Source organism: Streptomyces kanasensis, from assembly GCF_043077165.1.
In the GTDB taxonomy this organism is placed as follows: domain Bacteria; phylum Actinomycetota; class Actinomycetes; order Streptomycetales; family Streptomycetaceae; genus Streptomyces; species Streptomyces changanensis.
This window is the reverse complement of sequence record NZ_JBIBSF010000003.1, coordinates 490048-510608: the sequence shown is the minus strand read 5'-3', so window position 1 is coordinate 510608 and position 20561 is coordinate 490048. Positions and strand designations below refer to the sequence as shown.

Annotated in this window: 20 protein-coding genes; 7 read left to right on the top strand and 13 right to left on the bottom strand. The window is 74.1% G+C overall.

Annotation, left to right across the window (positions count from 1 at the left end):
- Positions 1-294: 294 nt before the first annotated feature.
- The 7 genes from ACF053_RS11160 to pdhA form a co-directional block, all read right to left on the bottom strand.
- Complete coding sequence (locus ACF053_RS11160) at positions 295-1284, bottom strand: NAD(P)H-quinone oxidoreductase (protein WP_391953601.1); 990 nt, start codon at positions 1282-1284, stop codon at positions 295-297.
- Positions 1285-1350: 66 nt separating this feature from the next.
- Positions 1351-2472 carry a potassium channel family protein gene (locus ACF053_RS11155; protein WP_391953600.1) on the bottom strand — a complete coding sequence of 374 codons (1122 nt, stop codon included), beginning with the start codon at positions 2470-2472 and terminating at the stop codon, positions 1351-1353.
- The gene (locus ACF053_RS11150) at positions 2469-3809 is read right to left on the bottom strand and encodes a molybdopterin molybdotransferase MoeA (RefSeq protein WP_391953599.1); all 1341 of its coding nucleotides are present in this window, start codon (positions 3807-3809) and stop codon (positions 2469-2471) included. The genes ACF053_RS11155 and ACF053_RS11150 overlap by 4 nt, the downstream gene beginning before the upstream one ends.
- Positions 3806-4648, bottom strand: coding sequence for an NTP transferase domain-containing protein (locus tag ACF053_RS11145; protein WP_391953598.1), 843 nt, complete (start codon positions 4646-4648; stop codon positions 3806-3808). Before ACF053_RS11145 ends, ACF053_RS11150 begins: the two co-directional genes overlap by 4 nt.
- Positions 4649-4840: 192 nt before the next feature.
- Positions 4841-6394, bottom strand: coding sequence for a dihydrolipoamide acetyltransferase family protein (locus tag ACF053_RS11140; protein ID WP_391953597.1), 1554 nt, complete (start codon positions 6392-6394; stop codon positions 4841-4843).
- Positions 6394-7416, bottom strand: a complete 1023-nt coding sequence (locus ACF053_RS11135; RefSeq protein WP_391953596.1) for an alpha-ketoacid dehydrogenase subunit beta — start codon at positions 7414-7416, stop codon at positions 6394-6396. The genes ACF053_RS11140 and ACF053_RS11135 overlap by 1 nt, the downstream gene beginning before the upstream one ends.
- Entirely contained in the window at positions 7413-8555 is a 1143-nt protein-coding gene (pdhA, locus tag ACF053_RS11130; RefSeq protein ID WP_391953595.1) for a pyruvate dehydrogenase (acetyl-transferring) E1 component subunit alpha, read from the bottom strand. Before pdhA ends, ACF053_RS11135 begins: the two co-directional genes overlap by 4 nt.
- A gap of 181 nt (positions 8556-8736) precedes the next feature.
- On the opposite strand from pdhA, the gene ACF053_RS11125 reads away from it, so the two are divergent.
- Positions 8737-9264 (top strand): Lrp/AsnC family transcriptional regulator, encoded by a 528-nt coding sequence (locus tag ACF053_RS11125; RefSeq protein WP_198549421.1) that lies wholly within the window; start codon positions 8737-8739, stop codon positions 9262-9264.
- 209 nt (positions 9265-9473) lie between these two features.
- Here the strand turns inward: ACF053_RS11125 and ACF053_RS11120 are convergent, their stop codons facing one another.
- Together ACF053_RS11120 and ACF053_RS11115 are read right to left on the bottom strand one after the other, a co-directional pair.
- Entirely contained in the window at positions 9474-10067 is a 594-nt protein-coding gene (locus ACF053_RS11120; RefSeq protein ID WP_058943871.1) for a TetR/AcrR family transcriptional regulator, read from the bottom strand.
- Positions 10064-11614: a 3-hydroxyacyl-CoA dehydrogenase gene (locus ACF053_RS11115; RefSeq protein WP_391953594.1), complete on the bottom strand. Its 1551-nt coding sequence runs from the start codon at positions 11612-11614 to the stop codon at positions 10064-10066. The genes ACF053_RS11120 and ACF053_RS11115 overlap by 4 nt, the downstream gene beginning before the upstream one ends.
- Before the next feature lie 123 nt (positions 11615-11737).
- On the opposite strand from ACF053_RS11115, the gene paaN reads away from it, so the two are divergent.
- Positions 11738-13432 carry a phenylacetic acid degradation protein PaaN gene (gene paaN, locus ACF053_RS11110; RefSeq protein WP_391953593.1) on the top strand — a complete coding sequence of 565 codons (1695 nt, stop codon included), beginning with the start codon at positions 11738-11740 and terminating at the stop codon, positions 13430-13432.
- A 210-nt stretch (positions 13433-13642) separates the two neighbouring features.
- Here the strand turns inward: paaN and ACF053_RS11105 are convergent, their stop codons facing one another.
- From ACF053_RS11105 to ACF053_RS11095, 3 genes are read right to left on the bottom strand one after another with little or no spacing between them, the layout of a single operon-like run.
- Entirely contained in the window at positions 13643-14311 is a 669-nt protein-coding gene (locus ACF053_RS11105; RefSeq protein ID WP_391953592.1) for a TrmH family RNA methyltransferase, read from the bottom strand.
- Positions 14308-15714, bottom strand: coding sequence for an HTTM domain-containing protein (locus ACF053_RS11100; RefSeq protein ID WP_391953591.1), 1407 nt, complete (start codon positions 15712-15714; stop codon positions 14308-14310). The genes ACF053_RS11105 and ACF053_RS11100 overlap by 4 nt, the downstream gene beginning before the upstream one ends.
- The gene (locus tag ACF053_RS11095) at positions 15711-16364 is read right to left on the bottom strand and encodes a DUF5819 family protein (protein ID WP_391953590.1); all 654 of its coding nucleotides are present in this window, start codon (positions 16362-16364) and stop codon (positions 15711-15713) included. Before ACF053_RS11095 ends, ACF053_RS11100 begins: the two co-directional genes overlap by 4 nt.
- Positions 16365-16548: 184 nt before the next feature.
- Between ACF053_RS11095 and paaA the strand changes: the two genes are divergently transcribed.
- Genes paaA through ACF053_RS11070 form a run of 5 tightly spaced genes read left to right on the top strand, consistent with a single transcriptional unit; the run spans position 16549 to position 20109 of the window.
- Positions 16549-17538 (top strand): 1,2-phenylacetyl-CoA epoxidase subunit PaaA, encoded by a 990-nt coding sequence (paaA, locus tag ACF053_RS11090; protein WP_391953589.1) that lies wholly within the window; start codon positions 16549-16551, stop codon positions 17536-17538.
- A complete protein-coding gene (gene paaB, locus ACF053_RS11085) occupies positions 17535-17822 on the top strand; it encodes a 1,2-phenylacetyl-CoA epoxidase subunit PaaB (protein WP_391953588.1) in 288 nt (95 codons plus the stop codon). The genes paaA and paaB overlap by 4 nt, the downstream gene beginning before the upstream one ends.
- Positions 17819-18559 carry a 1,2-phenylacetyl-CoA epoxidase subunit PaaC gene (gene paaC / locus ACF053_RS11080; protein ID WP_391953587.1) on the top strand — a complete coding sequence of 247 codons (741 nt, stop codon included), beginning with the start codon at positions 17819-17821 and terminating at the stop codon, positions 18557-18559. Before paaB ends, paaC begins: the two co-directional genes overlap by 4 nt.
- A complete protein-coding gene (gene paaD, locus ACF053_RS11075; protein ID WP_391953586.1) occupies positions 18553-19050 on the top strand; it encodes a 1,2-phenylacetyl-CoA epoxidase subunit PaaD in 498 nt (165 codons plus the stop codon). Before paaC ends, paaD begins: the two co-directional genes overlap by 7 nt.
- Positions 19051-20109, top strand: coding sequence for a 2Fe-2S iron-sulfur cluster-binding protein (locus tag ACF053_RS11070; RefSeq protein ID WP_391953585.1), 1059 nt, complete (start codon positions 19051-19053; stop codon positions 20107-20109).
- 99 nt (positions 20110-20208) lie between these two features.
- Here ACF053_RS11070 and ACF053_RS11065 read toward each other — a convergent pair whose 3' ends face one another.
- Complete coding sequence (locus ACF053_RS11065; RefSeq protein WP_391953584.1) at positions 20209-20553, bottom strand: rhodanese-like domain-containing protein; 345 nt, start codon at positions 20551-20553, stop codon at positions 20209-20211.
- Positions 20554-20561 lie beyond the last annotated feature (8 nt).

The following is a 20561-nucleotide window of genomic DNA, read 5'->3' as shown; positions in this document are numbered from 1 at the left end:
GCCTCCCCCCCGCCCCGGCCCCGGGGCCCGGGCGGGGGGGGGGGGGGGGCCCGGTCCGGGCCCCCCGGGGGGGGGGGCCCCCCCCCCGGCCGCCCCGGGGGCGGCCCCGCCCCCCCCGGGGGGCGGGCCCGTCCGCGGTGCGGGGCGGGTGTCCGGCGGTCGGCCGTCCGACTGTCGGTTGTCCGACCGGTGTCCGGCCGTTTCCCGGGCCGGGGTCCGGCCGTCCGCCCCGACTGTCGGCTGTCCGACCGGTGTCCGGCTGTCCGCCGGCCGGGCCGGGCCGTTCCGCGTCCGTCAGGCGGCCGTGCCGGTGGTGAGCAGCACCTTGCCGACGTGCGTGCTCTCCTCCAGCGTCCGGTGCGCCTCGGGCGCCTCCGCCATCGGGAAGATCCGGTCCACGACCGGGCGGACGGTGCCCGCCTCGACCAGCGGCCAGACGTGCTCCCGTACGGCGGCGATGATCGCCGCCTTCTCGGCCGGCGGCCGCTTGCGCAGCGAGGTCGCCGTCACCGCCGCCCGCTTGTCGAGCAGCGCGCCGAGGTTCAGCTCGCCCTTGACCCCGCCCTGGAGGCCGATGACGGCCAGGCGGCCGTTGACCGCGAGCGCCCGCACGTTCGGCCCGAGGTACTTGGCGCCCATGATGTCGAGGATGACGTCCGCCCCGGCCCCGTCCGTCGCGGCGCGCAGCTCCTCGACGAAGTCCTGGCGCCGGTAGTCGATGAGGATGTCGGCGCCCAGCTCCGCGCACCGTTCGAGCTTCTCCGGGCTGCCCGCCGTCACCGCGACGCGCGCGCCGACGGCCTTGCCGAGCTGGATCGCCATGGTGCCGATGCCGCTGGCGCCGCCGTGGACGAGCAGGGTCTCCCCCGGCCGGAGGTGGGCCACCATGAAGACGTTCGACCAGACCGTGGCGGTGACCTCCGGCAGCGCCGCCGCCGTGACGAGGTCGACGCCCTTGGGGAGCGGCAGCAGCTGACCGGCCGGGACGGCCACCTTCTCCGCGTACCCGCCGCCCGACAGCAGGGCGCACACCTCGTCGCCGACGTTCCAACCGGAGACGCCGGAGCCGATCGCGGCGACGCGGCCGGAGCATTCGAGGCCGGGGTAGGGGGAGGCCCCCGGCGGGGGGTCGTAGAAGCCCTGACGCTGCAGCAGGTCGGCACGGTTGACGGCGCCGGCCGCGACGTCGACGAGGACCTCGCCCTCGCCGGGCACGGGATCGGGCACCTCGGACCAGACGAGCGCCTCGGGGCCACCGGGTTCGGGAATCGTGATCGCATGCATGCGCGCGAGGCTACTCCGCATCCCGCACGCGGGTGCGGAGCCCGCCGAACCGGTGGCCGCCGCGCGCTACTCCCGGCCGGGGCCGTTCGCCGCGCCGTTCCAGCTGGAGGGCTTCGCCGTCGTCCGCACCGCGCCCCGCGCGCGGCGCACGATGGTGATGACCCGGTCGGTCAGCTGCAGCGGGCTCGCCTCGGGGTCGTCGTAGCCGATCAGCCGGTGACCGCGCAGCACGCTCACCACGAGGTCGGAGGTGTCACGGACGTCCTGCCCGGCCTCGGCCTTCGTGACGGGGCGCTCCACGAGGTCGAGCCCCGAGCCCTGGTGGATCAGGTCCTCCAGCACCGCGCCGGCGCTGGGGCTCAGCACGGAGAGGCCGAGCAGCCGTCCCGCCGCGCTCGCACTGGTGATGACGGCGTCCGCGCCGGACTGGCGCAGCAGCGGCGAGTTCTCCTCCTCGCGCACCGCCGCGACGATCTTGGCGCCCTTGTTGAGCTGCCGGGCCGTGAGGGTGACGAGTACCGCGGTGTCGTCCCGCTGCGTGGCGATGATGATCTGTCGGGCCCGCTGGGCCTCGGCGCGCAGCAGCACGTCACTGCGGGTGCCGTCGCCCACCACGCCGGTCAGGCCGTCGGCGTTCACCACGTCGATGACCTTGCTGCTCGGGTCGACCACCACGACCTGTTCCTTCTTCAGGCCCGTGGCCATGAGCGTCGCCAGCGCGGAACGGCCCTTCGTCCCGAAGCCGACGACGACGGTGTGGTCACGCAAGGTGGACCTCCAACGCTTCTGGCGCCACTCCTCGCGGGTGCGCTCCGCCAGCACCTCCAGGGTGGTGCCGACCAGGATGATCAGGAACAGGACGCGCAGGGGCGTCACGACCAGGATGTTGACCAGCCGGGCCGCGTCACTGGCCGGCACGATGTCGCCGTACCCGGTGGTGGAGAGGGTCACCGTCGCGTAGTAGGCCGCGTCGAGAAAGCTGACGCTCCCGTCGATGTTGTCCTTGTAGCCCTCCCGGTCGATCACCACGATCGCCACGGTGATGGCCAGGACGAGGAAGGCAAGGGCCAGGCGCTGGCCCACCTGCCGCAGCGGGTGCTCGACCATCGGCCGGGGGAGCCGCACCCGGCCGGTGCCCAGGATGTCGTCCTCCGGCGCGTCCGTCGGCTGCTGACTGGGAAGTTTCACGTGAAACACCCTCCCTGGACAGGTGTCGGCACGGACGCGGCGGCCGTCCACGGCAGCGCCAGGATTTCCACGTCGTCCTCCGGGCCGGCCCCACCCGGCGGGATGACGGCGAGCCCGTCGGCCGCGGCGAGCCCGCGGAGCATGGCCGGCCCGGCGTAGTGCAGCGGGACGACCCGGCCCGCGCGGTGGACGACCGGTACGAGCCGGGTGTCGCGCGGGTGGCCCTGCACCGCGTCGCGGAGGGGGACGCGGCACGGCTCCGGGGCGGGGTGCCCGGCCAGGCCGCGCAGCAGCGGTTCGGCGAGGGTGAGCAGCCCGGAGACGGCGGCCAGCGGGTTGCCGGGCAGCCCGACGACGTACCGGGGCGAGCCGGGACCGGTGAGGCGGGCCAGCAGCATCGGGTGCCCCGGCCGTACGCCCACGCCGTCCACCAGCAGCTCCGCGCCGACCGCCGCGAGGACGGGGTGGACGTGGTCGACCGGCCCGGCCGCGGTGCCGCCCGTCGTGACGACGAGGTCCGCGTCGGCTCCGGTGACGGCGGCGCGCAGCGCCTCGGCGTCGTCCCCGATCCGCCGGACGGCCACGACGTCGGCGCCGAGGGCACGCAGCCAGGGGGCGAGCATCGGCCCGAGGGCGTCCCGGACGAGCCCGTCGTGCGGGACGCCGGAGGTGAGGAGTTCGTCGCCGAGGACCAGCACCTCCACGCGCGGACGCTCCACGGTGAGCAGTTCGTCGTACCCGGCGGCCGCCGCCAGGCCGAGGACGGCGGGGGTGACGGCGGTGCCGGCGGCGAGCAGTTCGTCACCGGTGCGGCACTCCTGGGCGCGCGGCCGGATGTCCTGCCCGGGCAGGACGTCCCCGCGCGCGTACAGGTGGCCGCCGCCCTCCCCCGTGCGGGCGCGCTCGCGGTCGGGTCCGGTGCGGGCGTGCTCGGAGCGGATGACGGCGGTGGTGCCGGTCGGTACGCGGGCGCCGGTGGCGATCCGCACCGCCGTGCCGTCGGCCAGCGCGGGGGCCTCCCCGTGTCCGGCGAGGACGGAGTCGCCCGACCGGATCTCCCAGGGGCCTGGGCCCCCGACCGCCCAGCCGTCCATGGCGGAGGTGTCGAACGGCGGGAGGTCGGTCAGCGCGGTGAGCGGCGCGGCGAGGACCCCGCCTAGCGCGTCGGCGAGGGGGACGCGGCGGGCGCGGGCGGGAGTGGCGCGGCCCTGACGGGCGGCCACCTCCCGGGCGCGGGCCCACCCCGCCCCGCGGGGGCCGGGGGCCGCGGGCCGGGCGGGTGCCGTGCCGACCAGGGCCAGTGCTTCGTCGACGCCGTCGACGTCGGGGCCGGTCATGCGGGGCCGGCCTCCCCGGCCCAGCGGCCGGCGAGCGCGGCGGCCTTGCGGACCGCCTCGGCGACGGCCTCGGGTCCGTCGCCCTCCGCCTTGGCCGCCGCGTATCCCACGAGGAACGTGGTGAGCGGGGCCGCTGGGCGGGCGACCCCGTGGGCGGCGTCGCGGGCCAGGTCCAGCAGCAGTCCCGTGTCGACGTCCAGCTCGACGCCGAGCTCGGCCTTGACCGCGGTGATCCATTCGTCCAGCACGTTCCCATGCTCCCTGATGCGGGCCCGGGCCGCTGCGAGATCGTCCCAGGTGTCGCAGTCGAAGGCGGCGAGCGGCGGGGCGGGGACCCGGGCGAGGTCCAGTTCCCCGGTCAGCAGACGCAGGGGCAACCCGGTGAGAGGGCCGTGCTCGGTGGCGAGGAGCGCGATCTCACGACGCAGCGGCTCGGTGCTGTACGCGGCGACGAGCGGCTGGTCGCGGTCGTCGGCATCCACCGCGAGCACCGCTTCGGCCGATCCGGCCGTGAGCGTGTCGACGAGCCGGCGGACGGCGGTCCGGTCCAGGAACGGCAGGTCGCCGCCGAGGACGACGACCGTCTCGGCCTCCACCTGCCGCACTCCGGCGGAGAGGGCGGCGAGCGGTCCGCCTCCCGGCGGGTCCTCCCGCGCCCACAGGACGGGGCGGGCGGTGGGTCGCCAGCCGCCCACGACGACGGTGCGGCCGGCGTCGCGGCAGGCGTCGAGCACCCGGTCGAGCAGGGTGCGCCCGCCCACGCTCAGCCCGGGCTTGTCCGCGCCACCGAGTCGCCTGGCGGCGCCTCCGGCGAGTACGACGGCGTCGAATCGGGTCACCGCCCCAGTATGGGCGCCGCCCCGGCCGGCGCTTCCCCCGGCCCCGGCCCCCGGCCCCGGCCCTCGGCCCCCGGCCCTTCGTCGCCTGCCCCCGGCCCCTCCCCCCGGCCCTGCGGGAAGGGGCCGGGGGGAGGGCCGGGCTCAGGGTGCCGGGGTGCCGGGGTGCCGAGGTGCCGGGGTGCCGGGGTGCCGCTACAGGGTGCGCAGCAGGACCGCCGGCTGCTCGACGCAGTCGGCGACGTACCGCAGGAAGCCGCCCGCGGTGCCGCCGTCGCACACCCGGTGGTCGAAGGTGAGCGACAGCTGCACCACCTGACGGACGGCCAGCTCACCCTGGTGCACCCACGGCTTCGGGATGATGCGCCCGACGCCGAGCATGGCCGCCTCGGGGTGGTTGATGATCGGCGTGGAGCCGTCGACGCCGAACACGCCGTAGTTGTTGAGCGTGAACGTCCCGCCGGTCAGTTGCGCCGGGGAGAGGGAGCCAGTCCGCGCGGCCTCGGTGAGACGGGCGAACTCCGCGGTCAGTGACTCGGCCGACCGCCCGTGCGCGTCGCGGACGACGGGCACGACGAGGCCGCGCTCCGTCTGGGCGGCGAAGCCCAGGTGCACCGCGGGGAGCCGCACGATCTCGCGGGCCTCCTGGTCGACCCGGGAGTTGAGCTCGGGGTACCGGGCGAGCGCGGCCGTGCAGATGCGGGCCAGCAGCGCCAGCAGGGAGATCTTCGGCCCCCCGGCGGCGTTCATCGCGGCCCTGGCCGCCATGAGCTCGGTGGCGTCCGCGTCGACCCAGCAGGTCGCGTCGGGGATCTCCCGGCGGCTGCGGGACAGCTTGTCCGCGACGGCGCCGCGCACCCCGCGCAACGGCACCCGCTCCTCGGCCCCCGGCCCGGATCCCGGGGCGGTGTGCGTCGGCGCGGTGTGCCCGGACACGGTGGGTCCGGAGGCGGTGTGCGGGGGCTCGGGGGAGGGCGCCGGGGCGATGGACGCCCGCTCGACGTCCACGCGCAGGATCAACCCGTCCGGCCCGGAGCCGCGCAACTGCCGCAGGTCGAGACCACGCTCCCGGGCGAGCTTCCGCACGAGCGGCGAGATCACCGGGACCGGCCCGTCCAGCGGAGCGGCGGGCGCGGAAGACCCGGCCGGACCGTCGACCGGTACCGACACGGCGCGCACGGCCTCGGCTGCCGAAGCCGTGGATGCGGCCGGGGCGCCGGTCACCGCTCCGGGCGCCGCCGCAGCGGCGGGGACGGCGGAGGCGGACGGCACCGGTGCCGCCGCACCGACGGGTGCCGCGGGACGGACGCGGCGGCGCCGGGCGGCGGCCGCGCTCGTCCCGTACCCGACCAGCACGTTCCCCGAGCCCTCCTCCGCGCCGCCCGCGGGGGCGGCGCCGGAGGAGCCGGGCTCCGGGGCGGGCGCGGCCGGCTTGGAGCCGCCGGTGGCGTCCGCCGGCACACCGGCGACCGGCGCGCCGTCGTCCGCCACGCCGTCGTCCGGCGCGCCGACGGCGACGGTGAGCAGCGGTGCGCCGACCGGCAGTTCCTCGCCCTCCTCGCCGTAACGGGCGGTGACCACACCGCCGTAGGGGCACGGCACCTCGACCATCGCCTTGGCCGTCTCGACCTCCACGACCGGCTGGTCGATGGCGACGACGTCCCCGACGGCGACGAGCCACCGCACGATCTCGGCCTCGGTGAGCCCCTCGCCGAGGTCGGGCAGCTTGAACTCCAGGACCCGGGCCATCAGCTCCCCGCCTCCCACTGGAGCCGCGCGACGGCGTCCAGGATCCGATCGACACCGGGCAGGTGGTGCCGCTCCAGCATCGGCGGTGGGTACGGGATGTCGAAACCGGCCACCCGCAGCACCGGTGCCTCCAGGTGGTGGAAGCACCGCTCGGTGACGCGCGCGGCGATCTCCGCGCCCGGCCCGGCGAAGCCGGTCGACTCGTGGACGACGACCGCGCGCCCGGTGCGCCGGACCGACGCGCAGACCGTCTCGTCGTCGAACGGCACCAGGGAGCGCAGGTCGACGACCTCCAGGTCCCAGCCCTCGGCCCGCGCCGCCTCCGCCGTCTCCATGCAGACCGGCAGCGAGGGGCCGTAGGTGATCAGGGTGGCGCTGCGGCCGGTGCGCCGCACCACGGCCCGCCCGATGGGCTCGACGGCGGTGGGGGCGTCGGGGGACCAGTCCGACTTGGACCAGTAGAGCCGCTTCGGCTCCAGGAACACGACCGGGTCGTCGGAGGCGATGGCCGCGCGGAGCAGCCCGTAGGCGTCGGCGACCGTCGCGGGCGTGACGACATGGAGCCCCGGAGTCGCCATGTAGTACGCCTCGGACGAGTCACTGTGGTGCTCGACGCCGCCGATGCCGCCGCCGTACGGCACGCGGACCACGAGCGGCATCGGCATGGCGCCGCGCGTCCGGTTCCGCATGCGCGAGACGTGGCTGACCATCTGCTCGAAGGCGGGGTACGCGAAGGCGTCGAACTGCATCTCGACGACCGGCCGCAGCCCGTACATCGCCATGCCGACGGCCGTGCCGAGGATGCCGGCCTCGGCGAGCGGCGTGTCGGTGCACCGGTCGTCGCCGAACTCCTTGGCGAGTCCGTCGGTGACCCGGAAGACACCGCCGAGGGTGCCGACGTCCTCGCCCATGACGTGCACGGTCGGGTCCTCGGCCATCGCGTCGCGCATGGCCCTCTGGAGGGCCTGCGCCATGGTCGCAGGCTTCGCCGCGGTGGCGGGCTTGGTGGCCACGGTGGTCATCGCTCGTCACCTTCCGCTTCGGCGTCCAGCTCGGCCCGCAGCTGCGCCGCCTGCTCCCGCAGCTGCGCGGTCTGCTCCGCGTAGACGTGGGTGAACAGGTCCATGGGGTCGAGAACGGCGTCGGCGTTCATCCGCTCGCGCAGCCGGGCCGCCATGGCCTCGGCCTGCTCGGCCGCTTCCCGTACGCCGTCCTCGTCGATCAGTCCACGCTCCGTCAGCTCCCGCTCCAGCAGCTTGATCGGGTCGTGCTGCCGCCAGGCCTCGACCTCGCCGTCACCGCGGTACCGCGTCGCGTCGTCGGCGTTGGTGTGGGCCTCGACGCGGTACGTCACGGCCTCGACGAGCGTCGGGCCACCACCGCGCCGGGCCCGCGCCACCGCTTCGGAGAGCACCTGGTGCACGGCGGCGGCGTCGTTCCCGTCGACGAGCCGGCCCGGCATTCCGTAGCCGACGGCCTTGTGCGCGAGGGACGGGGCCGCGGTCTGCTTCGCGAGCGGCACGGAGATGGCGAAGCCGTTGTTCTGCACGAGGAAGACGACCGGTGCCTGCCAGACCGCCGCGAAGTTCAGCGCCTCGTGGAAGTCACCCTCGCTGGTGCCGCCGTCGCCGACCATGGCCAGGGCCACGACGTCGTCGCCCTTGAGGCGGGCGGCGTGCGCCAGGCCCACGGCATGGGGCAGCTGCGTGGCGAGCGGGGTGCACAGGGGGGCGATGCGGTGCTCGCGCGGGTCGTACCCGGTGTGCCAGTCGCCCCGCAGCAGGGTCAGTGCCTCGACGGGGTCGAGGCCGCGCGCCACGGCGGCGAGGGTGTCCCGGTAGGACGGGAAGAGCCAGTCCTGCTCCTCCAGGACGAGCGCGGCGGCCACCTCGCAGGCTTCCTGCCCGGTGCTGGAGGGGTACACCGCCAGACGGCCCTGCTTGGTGAGGGCGGTCGCCTGCGCGTTGTACCGGCGGCCGCGTACGAGCTCGGCGTAGAGCCGGCGCAGCACCGCGGGGGCGAATCCGGCGGCGGCGTCCGTGCCGAGCACCCGGAAGGGCTCGGGGTCCGGGAGCAGCGGCGCCGGATCCGTGCGCGGCTTCCACGCCGGTGGCGGGGCGAGCCGGTAAGAGGCCGCGCCGGGCAGCTCTTGGACCGTCATGACAGCACCTCCTCGTGGGAGTGGGCATAACACCCGGGGGCGGCGCGGATGTGGCGCGCCTCACCTACCGATTGTTCGGTCGAGGATCCAATTTGGCTACAGGCGCCCTCAGCCTGTGGACAAACGGTTTTGCACAGCCTGGGATAGGGGCAGGTCGTCCACGAGAGGAAGGCGGGGGGACATGGCAGCTGAACAAATGGCCGAGGGCCGGGAGCAGGGCGTTCCCGACGACCAGGCGGCGCCTCCGCCGCGCCCCCTCGACGCCATCGACCGGGACATCCTGCGGATCCTCCAAACGGATGGCCGCGCCTCGATACGGTCGGTCGCCGAACGGGTCCACGTGTCGCGCGCGAACGCCTACGCGCGAATCAACCGGCTCATCGACGACGGTGTGATCCGCGGCTTCAGCGCGCGCGTCAACCACGAGCGCGCGGGCCAGGGCGCGTCCGCCTACATCACCCTGAAGATCGTGCAGAACTCCTGGCGCACGGTCCGCGAACAGCTCCAGGCATTGCCGGGTGCCGCGCACATCGCCCTGGTCAGCGGCGATTTCGATGTCCTGCTGCTGGTCCACACGCCGGACAACCGCACCCTGCGGGAGCTGGTCCTGACCAAGCTCCAGGCCATCCCGGAGGTGCTGTCGACCCGGACGCTGCTGGTGTTCGAGGAGACGGACCTCAACCGCAGGCTCGCGGTCGACGAGGCGTAGCGACCCGGCCGCGGCGAGCCCCGCCGGGCTCGCGGGGGCTCGCGGCGGGGTTCACCCGGAGGCGGGGGGATCCGACGGGGTCCGCGTCAGGAGCCCAGGAGCTCACGCCCGGGACGGCCGCGTCGGGAGCGGGAGCTCACGCCGGGACGGCCGCTTCGGGAGCGGGAGCTCACGCCGGGGTGCCTGCGCCGGCGGAGATCCGCGCGGGCTCAGTGCCCGGTGCGCAGGCCGTCGAAGGCGAGCCGGACCACCGTGTCCGTGACCTGCTGGCGGTCGGCGCCGTCGCCCGGCTGCGGCCGGTACCACTCAACCATGGAGTTGACCATGCCGAAGAGGAGCCTCGTCGCGGTCTTTATGTCCACGTCGGACCGCAGGTCCCCCTCGCCCGCCGCCGCCTTCATCAGGTCGGCGACGCGGTGGTCGAACTCGCGGCGCCGCTCCAGCGCCCAGCGCTCGGTCCGCGTGTTGCCGCGCACGCGCAGCAGGAGCGTCACGTAGGGCAGCTCGTCCATGAGCACCTCGACGGTGCGCCGCGTGACGTACTCGACCCGCTCCACGGCCCGCCCGCGCGTGGCGGGCTCCTCGTCGAGGACGGCGAAGAGGCCGTCCAGGGCGCGGCTGACCGCCCGCCGCAACAGCTCCTCCTTGCCCGTCACGTGGTGGTAGATCGAGGACTTCGAGATGCCGGCCGCCTTGGAGAGGTGCTCCATGGACGTGCCGTCGTAGCCGCGCTCGTTGAACACCCGGACGGCGACGGAGAGCAGCGTCTCGGGCGTGTACGTGTCCCGCCTGGCGGTGGTCATCGTCCGGTCTCCGGCTTGTCGTCGGCGTAGGAGTGGCGGAAGAGGGCCAGGGAGGGCGCGCACCGCCCCGACGGGTCGCGCTGGTGGATCTCGTCCAGGATGTCGTAGGCCCAGTTCCTGCCGAGCCTGCGGCTCCACTCGATCGGGCCGAGGGGGTAGTTCACGCCGAGCCTCATGGCGGTGTCGACGTCCTCCTCGGTGGCGACACCCTTGGCCACGGCCTCGTGGGCCAGGTCGATGAGCCGTGCCACCGTGCGGGCGACGATCATCCCGGGCACGTCGGCGATGACGCTCACCTTCTTGCCGAGCGCCTGGAAGAGCCCGACGGCCTGCCCGAGGGTCTCGGGGGACGTGTCCGGACCGGCGGCCAGGGCGACGCGGGTCGCCGTGCGGTAGTCGAGGGCGAGGTCGAAGTAGACGACGTCGCGGAACTCCACGGACGTCTGGCCGTCGGCCGCGACCAGCTGGCCACCGGTGGGCAGCACCAGCCGGGTGCCCTTGTCCTCGTCCTCCTCGCGGAGGGGTATGCCGGACTCGCGGATCATCTCCAGCAGCTCGCCGTGCGGTTCGAGGTCGCCTTCGACGACGAGGTGCTCGGGCGGCGGCGCGGCCTCGGCGGTGTGCGGCTCGGGGTGGTGCGCGCCCCCGTCGTCGTACGTGTACCAGCCGCGGCCCGTCTTGCGGCCCAGCATCCCGGCCTCGACGAGGCGGCGCTGCGCGAGCGACGGCCGGAACCGCGGGTCCTGGAAGAACGCCTCCCAGACGGACCGGGTGACGGCCTCGTTCACGTCGTGGCCGATGAGGTCGGTCAGCTCGAAGGCGCCCATGCGGAAGCCGCCCGACTCGCGCAGCACGGCGTCGATGGTGGCGGGGTCGGCGGCCTGCTCCTCGTGGACGGCGAACGCCTCCGCGTAGAACGGGCGGGCGATTCGGTTGACGAGGAAACCGGGGGTGTCGGCACAGGCCACGGGGGTCTTGCCCCAGGCGCGGGCCGTTTCGTACGCGCGCGTGGCGGAGGTGATGTCGGTGGCGAAGCCGCTGACGACCTCCACGAGCGGCAGCAGCGGCGCCGGGTTGAAGAAGTGCATGCCGACGAAGCGGCCGGGGAGGCGCAGCGCGCCGGCGATGGCGGTGACCGACAGGGAGGAGGTGTTGGTGGCGAGCAGGCAACCCTCGTCGACGGTCTCCTCCAGGGCGGCGAAGAGCTCCTGTTTGACGGGGAGGCTCTCCACGATCGCCTCGACGACGAGTGCCGCGCCGGCCAGCTCGGCGAGGCTGCCGGCGGGCGTCAGCCGCGCGGCGGCGGCGTCCCGCTCCTCTTGGGCCAGCTTGCCCTTCGCGACCAGCCGGTCCAGCCGCCCGACGACGGCCTCGGCGGCCTGCGCGGCCCGGCCGGGGGCGGCGTCGTACAGGCGGACGGGGTGGCCGGCGACCAGCGCGACCTGCGCGATGCCCTGGCCCATGGTGCCGGCGCCGACGACGGCGACGGTCCGGTCACGCTCGACGGCGCTCCCGGCCGCCCGGGTGGTGGCCTCTGTGTCGGTCATACCAGTGATCCTCCCCGATGCGTTGTCCACAGGTCCGAGAGACCCCCTTGTCCCGACCGATCGTTCGGTTACTCTAGCTGTGTCCGCCTGTTCCCGCCCAGCTCACCGAGGAGTTGGTCCGCCATGGCCGCCGCGCAGCTGTCCCCCGCCCACCTGGCCGAGAGGCACCGGCCCACACTCGACCAGGCGCTGGAGGCGATCCGGACGCGTGCCTACTGGTCACCGCACCCGGAGCACCCCAAGGCCTACGGGGAGAACGGCTCGCTGAGCGCCGCCGACGGCCTCGCCGCCCACCGCGCCACGTTGGGGTCCCGCTTCGAGCTGGACCAGCCGGGCACGGACGGCTGGACGGGCGGGGAGGTCTCCCCGTACGGCCCGGAGCTGGGCGTCGAGTACCCGCACGCCGACGTGGACGTCCTGCTGCCCGCGATGCGCGCCGGCATGGGCGCCTGGCGGGAGGCGGGCCCGGAGACGCGCGCCCTGGTGTGCCTGGAGGTCCTCGCGCGGATCAGCGCCCGGACGCACGAGTTCGCGCACGCCGTGATGCACACCAGCGGGCAGGCGTTCATGATGGCGTTCCAGGCGGGCGGCCCGCACGCCCAGGACCGCGGCCTGGAGGCGGTGGCCTACGCGTACGCGGAGCAGAGCCGCACGCCGCGCGACGCCGAGTGGTCCAAGCCGCAGGGCAAGCGGGACCCGCTGCAGCTGCGCAAGGCGTTCACACCGGTCGCCCGGGGCATCGCCCTCATGATCGGCTGCAACACCTTCCCCACGTGGAACGGCTACCCCGGCCTCTTCGCCTCCCTCGCCACGGGCAACGCCGTCCTGGTCAAGCCGCACCCGCGCGCGGTGCTGCCGCTCGCCCTGACGGTGCGGATCGCCCGCGAGGTGCTGGCCGAGGCGGGCTTCGACCCCAACCTGGTGGCCCTGGCCGCCGAGCGCCCCGGCGAGGGCATCGCCAAGACCCTGGCCGTCCGCCCGGAGATCCGGATCATCGACTACACCGGCTCCACGTCGTTCGGCGACTGGCTGGAGGAGAACGCCCGCCAGGCCCAGGTGTACACGGAGAAGGCCGGCGTCAACACCGTCGTCGTCGACTCCACCGACGACTACCGCGGCATGCTGGCCAACCTCGCCTTCTCGCTCTCCCTGTACAGCGGCCAGATGTGCACCACCCCGCAGAACCTCCTGATCCCCCGCGACGGCATCGCCACCGACGCCGGCCACAAGACGTACGACGAGGTCGTCACGGACCTCGCGGCCGCGATGGACGGCCTGCTCGGCGACGACGCCCGGGCGAACGGCCTGCTGGGCGCACTGGTCAACCCCGACGTGAAGGCCCGCCTGGAGGCGGCCGCCGGACTCGGCGAGGTGGCGCTGGCCTCCCGCGAGGTCTCCCACCCGGACTTCCCCGACGCCGTGGTCCGCACGCCGCTCGTGGTGAAGCTCGACGGGTCCAAGCCCGACGCGGAGGCCGCCTACATGTCGGAGTGCTTCGGCCCGGTCTCGTTCGCCGTGTCGGTGGACTCGACCGGCGACGCGCTGGAGCTGCTGCGCCGCACCGTCCGCGAGAAGGGCGCCATGACGGTCGGGGCGTACACGACCTCGCCGGAGGTGGAGCGGGCGGTCGAGGAGGTGTGCCTGGAGGAGTCGGCGCAGCTGTCGCTGAACCTCACGGGCGGCGTCTACGTCAACCAGACCGCGGCGTTCTCCGACTTCCACGGCTCCGGCGGCAACCCGGCCGCCAACGCCGCCCTGTGCGACAGCGCCTTCGTGGCGAACCGCTTCCGCGTGGTGGAGGTCCGCCGCCCGGCGTGACCCACCCCGCGCGGGCCTCTGCCGGCCTGCGCACCGGCCGGCGTCCCGGAGCCCTGTTCCTTGACGCCGGCCGGCCCGGGAGACCGCCCGTCCCCGGGACGCCGTAGCCACCACGCGCCACCGGAGCCACCCGGGACGCCGGAGCACGCCGCGACGACCCGCCTCGGCGGCCCGCGCCTCCCGGACCGTCTCCCCAGACCGGTGGCGGCCTCACGCGGGGCCGTCGGTGATCTCCGCGTAGCGCTGGATCCAGGCGTGCATGGCGATCGCCGCGGCGGCGCCGGCGTTGATCGAGCGGGTCGAGCCGAACTGGGCGATCGAGCAGACCGTCCGCGCGTGCCGGCGCGCCTCCTCGGTGAGGCCGGGCCCCTCCTGTCCGAACAGCAGCACGCAGCGGCGGGGGAGCTCCGTCCGCTCCAGGGGCACCGCCCCCGGCAGGTTGTCGATGCCGATGATCGGCAGGCCCTCGGCCTCGGCCCACGCCGTCAGCGACGCCGTGTCGGGGTGGTGGCGGACGTGCTGGTAGCGGTCGGTGACCATCGCGCCGCGCCGGTTCCAGCGCCGCCGTCCGACGATGTGGATCTCCTTCGCCAGGAAGGCGTTGGCGGTCCGGACGACCGAGCCGATGTTGAAGTCGTGGCCCCAGTTCTCGACGGCCACGTGGAAGTCGTGCCGGCGGGTGTCCAGGTCGGCGACGATCGCCTCACGCGTCCAGTACCGGTACCGGTCGGCGACGTTGCGCCGGTCGCCCCCGGCGAGCAGCTCGGGGTCGTACCGCTCGCCCTGCGGCCACGGCCGGGGGTGCGGCCCGACCCCGACCTCGGGGCCGTAGCCGTCGTCGTACTGGAGGGGGATGTCCGTCGGGGTCTCGCTGCTCACCCGACGAGGGTACGGGTGTCCGGCGCGTCCGGCGCCGGCCGCTTCCCGGCCCGCGGCCCACCGCCGGGGCGCAGCCGCCGTCCCGCCGTGCGGGCCCGCCGCTCCAGCCACAGCAGGAAGACCGTCGGCAGGAACACGGCGTCCGCCGCGATCATCGCGAGTGAGAAGAAGGGCAGGCCCAGCAGGAGCGCGATCCCGGCGTGCTCCATCATCATCACCGCCAGCAGCACGTTCTTGACGCGGCGGTTGAAGAGCGTGAACGGGAAGGCCACCTGCACGATCACCGTGCCGTAGGTGATCAGCATGACGACCACGCCGCTGCCCGCAAGGATGTCCGAGAGGGTCGGCCAGGGGGTGAAGTAGTCGAGCTGGAGCGGGTAGTACAGCGCGGTGCCGTCCTGCCAGCGCGATCCCTGGATCTTGTACCAGCCGGCCGTCGCGTAGATCAGACACACCTCGGCCATGATCACGGCGAGGGTGGCGTTGTGCAGCAGGTTCGCGAGGACGTCGAGCAGGGTGCGCGGCTCGCCGGGCGCGAAGCGGCACACCAGCCACCACGCCCCCTGCGCCAGCCACAGCAGCCACAACAGCGCCATCAGCCACGGTTCGCCGCTGCGGTCGCGGAAGAGCACGACCGCCACGAGGCCGAACCCGAGGAGCGTCCACAGCGCCATCCCCGTGTGGTCGACCCGGGGAGCGGGCTTCCGGGCCGCCCTGCGGGCGTCCAGCGACCACACGCGCCCGCAGCGGGTGAGGACGAGGTAGAGCGCCATCAGGTGGATGACGTTGTCACCGCCGTCGCCCATGAAGACCGAGCGGTTCTGCAGCGAGAGCACGCCCACCATGAAGAGGACGGACGTCGCACGGGTGCGCCAGCCGACCATGAGCAACAGGCTGGAGAGCACGGCGACCGCGTAGACGGCCTCGAACCACAGCGCGGAGTCCGACCACATCAGGACGGTGAAGGAGTGGTTGTCCTCGATCAGCCGCCGCGCCATGTCCCAGCTCCACGGGCCCCGCGGTCCGTACAGCTCGTGGCGGTGCGGGAACTCACGCAGGAGGAACAGCAGCCAGGCCGCGGCGAACCCGATGCGGACGACCGCCGTCTGGTGCGGGCCCATCACCGTGCCGGTGACCTTGTGGATGGCCCGCGCGAGCCGGCGGTCCGCTCCTTCGCGGTGCGCCCCGGCCGCGGGGGCGCGGCGCGGCGCGGGCGGCGGGCCGTCGGCCGGACCGTGCGGCGCGGGGACCGGGGGGCGCGGGGAGCGCTCGCCGTCCGCACGGGGCGCGGAGGAGGCCACGGGCGCGGAAGGGTCCTGCGGCGCGGGGACCGGCGGGTGAGCCGGGAGCGGTACGGGCCGCTCGTCGGGGCTGCCGGCGGGCTGGGAGGCGCTGGGGTTCACCGGGCCACCTCCGTCGCGCGGCCGCCGGTGACGCCGCCCGGCAGGTCTGCGGCGGTCACGGTCCACCAGGGCAGGACCCGGCGGAAGGGCCGCGTGTCGATCTTCTCGTCGCTCCACGGAGGAGCTCCGACACCGGTGGTGGAGGAGCGTATCTGTATCCGCTCGATCCGTCCGCCCAGCCGGTGGTCCTCCAGACGGTCCATCGCGATGCGCCGGATGTAGCGCTCGGAGAGCTCGGCACGCAGTCCGCTGCCGCGGCCGTCGTCGCCGTGCTGGTTGGCGTAGAAGTCCCAGGCGCGGCGCAGCTCGTTCTGCTGCGTGTGGCTGGGGATCGGGTTCCCCCGAATGGCCGCTCCGTCCTCCCCGGTCAGGTCGATCCACGGGGTGACCCGGCGTCCCCCGTCGCCCACCACCTCGGCGCGCACGTGCACGGCGATGTTCTGCTGGAGCGGATTGGGGGCGAAGAGCTTCCAGTTCTGCTCGAACTCCGGCATGACCCAGGCGTCGACCGCCGCGCCGTGCTCCTTGGTCAGGGTGTTCGACGGGGCGACGTGGAGGAACACCACGGCCACGTGGAGGCAGGCGGCGAGGCCGATCACCGCGAGTGCGACGGCCACCGCCACCTGGTAGGGCAGGGAGAGACCGGCCATCCCGGCCGGACCTGGCCCTTCGCCGTGGACAGCGTGCCCGGCGCTTTCCCGCTGCCCGTCGTACGACTCCATCCCGCCCCGTTCCGCGTCACTCCACCGCAGTTATCCACAGGGTTGACACCATACGGGCCCTCGACTCACCATTGAAGTCATTCAACCGAACGATCGGTCGGTAGGGGGCTCGATGACGGCAGTGACTGCGGACTCGCAGGAGGCGTACGAGGCGGTGTTCGACGCCGCCGTCGCCGCGGACGAGCGGATCGAACCACGCGACTGGATGCCGGACGCCTACCGGGCGACGCTGGTCCGGCAGATCGCCCAGCATGCCCACTCCGAGATCATCGGCATGCAGCCCGAGGCGAACTGGATCACGCGTGCGCCCTCCCTGCGCCGCAAGGCCATCCTGATGGCCAAGGTGCAGGACGAGGCGGGCCACGGCCTGTATCTGTACAGCGCCGCGGAGACCCTCGGAGCCAGTCGCGACGAGCTCCTGGACAAGCTCCACTCCGGCCGCCAGAAGTACTCGTCGATCTTCAACTACCCCACGCTTACCTGGGCCGACGTCGGCGCCATCGGCTGGCTCGTGGACGGCGCCGCGATCACCAACCAGGTGCCGCTGTGCCGCTGCTCCTACGGGCCGTACGCCCGCGCGATGGTCCGCGTCTGCAAGGAGGAGTCCTTCCACCAGCGCCAGGGGTACGAGGCGCTCCTCGCCCTCTCCCGCGGCACCCCCGCCCAGCACGCGATGGCGCAGGACGCCGTGAACCGTTGGTGGTGGCCCTCGCTGATGATGTTCGGCCCGCCCGACGACGAGTCGGCGCACTCCGCCCAGTCCATGGCCTGGAAGATCAAGCGCCACTCCAACGACGAGCTGCGCCAGCGCTTCGTCGACATCTGCGTGCCGCAGGCCGAGTCCCTCGGCCTCACCCTCCCCGACCCGGACCTCCGGTGGAACGAGGAGCGCGGCCACTACGACTTCGGCACCATCGACTGGTCCGAGTTCCGCGAGGTCCTGAAGGGCAACGGCCCGTGCAACGACCAGCGGATCACCCAGCGCCGGCGCGCCCACGAAGAGGGCGCGTGGGTGAGGGAGGCGGCGACCGCGTACGCCGCGAAGCACAGCGATCGGACCACGGGCGGCACGTCCGGGAAGACCGGGGAGGCGACGGCATGACGACGAGCGACTGGCCGCTGTGGGAGGTGTTCGTGCGCTCGCGCCGCGGGCTGTCCCACACCCACGCCGGCAGCCTGCACGCCCCCGACGCCGAGCTGGCCCTGCGCAATGCCCGGGACCTCTACACCCGGCGCAGCGAGGGCGTCTCCGTCTGGGTCGTCCCCTCCGCGGCGATCACGGCCTCGTCCCCCGACGAGAAGGACTCCTTCTTCGAGCCCGCGGCCGACAAGCCCTACCGGCACCCCACCTTCTACGAGATCCCCGAGGGGGTGCAGCACCTGTGACGACCACCCTGCACACGGCGGCCCTCGCCCTCGGCGACGACGCCCTGGTGCTGTCGCACCGCTTGGGGGAGTGGGCGGGGCACGCCCCGGTGCTGGAGGAGGAGGTCGCCCTCGCGAACATCGCCCTCGACCTGCTCGGCCAGGCCCGCGTCCTGCTCTCCCTCGTCGGGGACGAGGACGAGCTCGCCTTCCTCCGCGAGGAGCGGGCCTTCCGCAACGCCCAACTGGTCGAGCAGCCGAACGGCGACTTCGCCCACACCATCGCCCGCCAGCTGTACTTCTCCACCTACCAGCGGCTCCTCTACGGCCGCGTCGCCGCCACCGTGCCCGACACCGGTGACGTGACCCGCGAGACGCTGCGGGGCCTGGCCGCGAAGGCGGTCAAGGAGGTCGCCTACCACCAGGACCACGCCGAGCAGTGGACGCTCCGCCTCGGTGACGGCACCCAGGAGAGCCACGACCGGATGCAGACGGCGTGTGACGCGCTGTGGCGGTACACCGGCGAGCTGTTCCAGCCCCTGGACGGCGTCGACATCGACTGGCGGGAGCTGGAGGCCGACTGGCTCACCTCGGTCGCCGCGGTCCTGGACCGGGCCACCCTGAGCCTGCCCGAGGGACCGCGCGCCACGGGGTGGACCGCGGGCGCCGGCCGCCAGGGCCTGCACACCGAGCCGTTCGGCCGGATGCTCGCCGAGATGCAGCACCTGCACCGCAGCCACCCGGGGGCGTCGTGGTGACCGCGACGCCGCTCGAGCAGGAACTGAGCCGGCTGGCCGGTTCGGTACCCGACCCCGAACTGCCCGTCCTCACCTTGGAGGACCTCGGCGTCCTCAAGGGCGTGCGGATCGACGGCCCGGGCCGTGTGACGGTCGAACTGACCCCCACCTACACCGGATGCCCGGCGGTCGAGGCGATGGCCTCGGACATCGAGCGGATCCTCCACGACCACGGCGTGGCCGAGGTGTCCGTGGTCACGGTCCTCTCCCCCGCCTGGTCCACCGACGACATCAGCGACGAAGGACGACGCAAGCTCGCCGAGTTCGGCATAGCCCCGCCCCGTCCTCAGCGGCAGCCGGACGGGCCGGTGTCCCTCACCCTCGCCATCCGCTGCCCGCACTGCGGCTCGACCGACACCGAGCTGCTCAGCAGGTTCTCCTCGACCGCGTGCAAGTCGCTGCGCCGCTGCGCCACCTGCCGCGAACCCTTCGACCACTTCAAGGAGTTGTAGATGTTCCATCCGCTCCGGGTGAGCGAGGTCGAGCGGCTCACGGACGACTCGGTGGCCGTCACCCTCGCCGTCCCACCGGAGTCGCGGGAGGCGTTCCGCCACACCCCCGGCCAGCACCTGACGATGCGCCGGTTCTCCGCCGACGGCCTGGAGGTCCGCCGCACGTACTCGATCTGCTCACCGGCCGCCCCCGCCGGTGAGGAACCGGTGCTGCGGGTGGGCATCCGGCTCGTCGAGGGCGGCGAGTTCTCCACCTACGCCCTCAAGGAACTCGCGGTGGGCCACACCGTGGAGGTCATGGAGCCGATGGGCCGGTTCGTCCTGGCGCCGCGGCCCGGGTACTTCGCGGCGATCGTCGGCGGCAGCGGCATCACCCCGGTGCTGTCCATCGCGGCGACCCTGCTGGCCCGGGAGCCCGGGGCCCGGTTCTGCCTGGTCCGGAGCGACCGCACGGCCGCCTCGACGATGTTCCTGGACGAGGTCGCCGACCTCAAGGACCGCTACCCGGACCGCTTCCAGCTGGTGACGGTGCTGTCCCGGGAGGAGCAGCAGACGGGTCTGCCGTCGGGCCGGCTGGACGAGGAGCGCCTGTCCGGGCTGCTGCCGGCGCTGCTCCCCGTGGAGGACGTGGACGGCTGGTACCTGTGCGGCCCGTTCGGGCTCGTCCAGGGCGCCGAGCGGGCCCTGCGCGGACTCGGCGTCCAGCGCGGCCGCGTCCACCAGGAGATCTTCCACGTGGACGACGGCTCCTCCACGGCACGGCGGGCCCCGGGGGACGTGACCGGCGCCACGCTGACCGCGACCCTCGACGGCCGGTCCGGGACCTGGCCCGTCCTGGAGGGCGAGACCCTCCTGGAGACGGTGCTGCGCAGCAGGTCGGACGCGCCCTACGCCTGCAAGGGCGGCGTGTGCGGCACCTGCCGGGCGTTCCTCGTCACGGGCGAGGTGCGGATGGACCGCAACTACGCCCTGGAGTCGGAGGAGACGGACGCCGGATACGTCCTGGCCTGCCAGTCCCACCCGACGACACCGCAGGTGGAGCTGGACTTCGACCGCTGACGTCCCGCCGTCCGCTCCGGACGGCGAGACGGCCCCCGGTCGCCGGGCGCCTCCGACCGGGCGGCGCCCACCGGTGGTGACTCCGGCTCGGCTCCGGCGTCAGACGACGGTCGCCGGGCCGTCGTGGTCGGTCACCATCGGGCGGCCCGCGCCCTCCCAGGCCAGCATGCCGCCGTCGACGTTCACCGCGTCGACGCCCTGCTGCACCAGGTACTGGGTCACCTGCGCGGACCTGCCGCCGACCCGGCACATCACATAGGCGCGCCGCCCGCCGGCCACCGCCTCCGTCACCTCGCCGAAGCGGGCGACGAAGTCGCTCATCGGCACGTGCAGGGCGCCGTCGACGTGACCGGCCGCCCACTCGTCGGCCTCCCGTACGTCGAGGATCAACGCGTCACCCGGTACGGACGCGACGTCCACGGTGGGCAGCGGTGCGAAGTTCATCTGTGCGT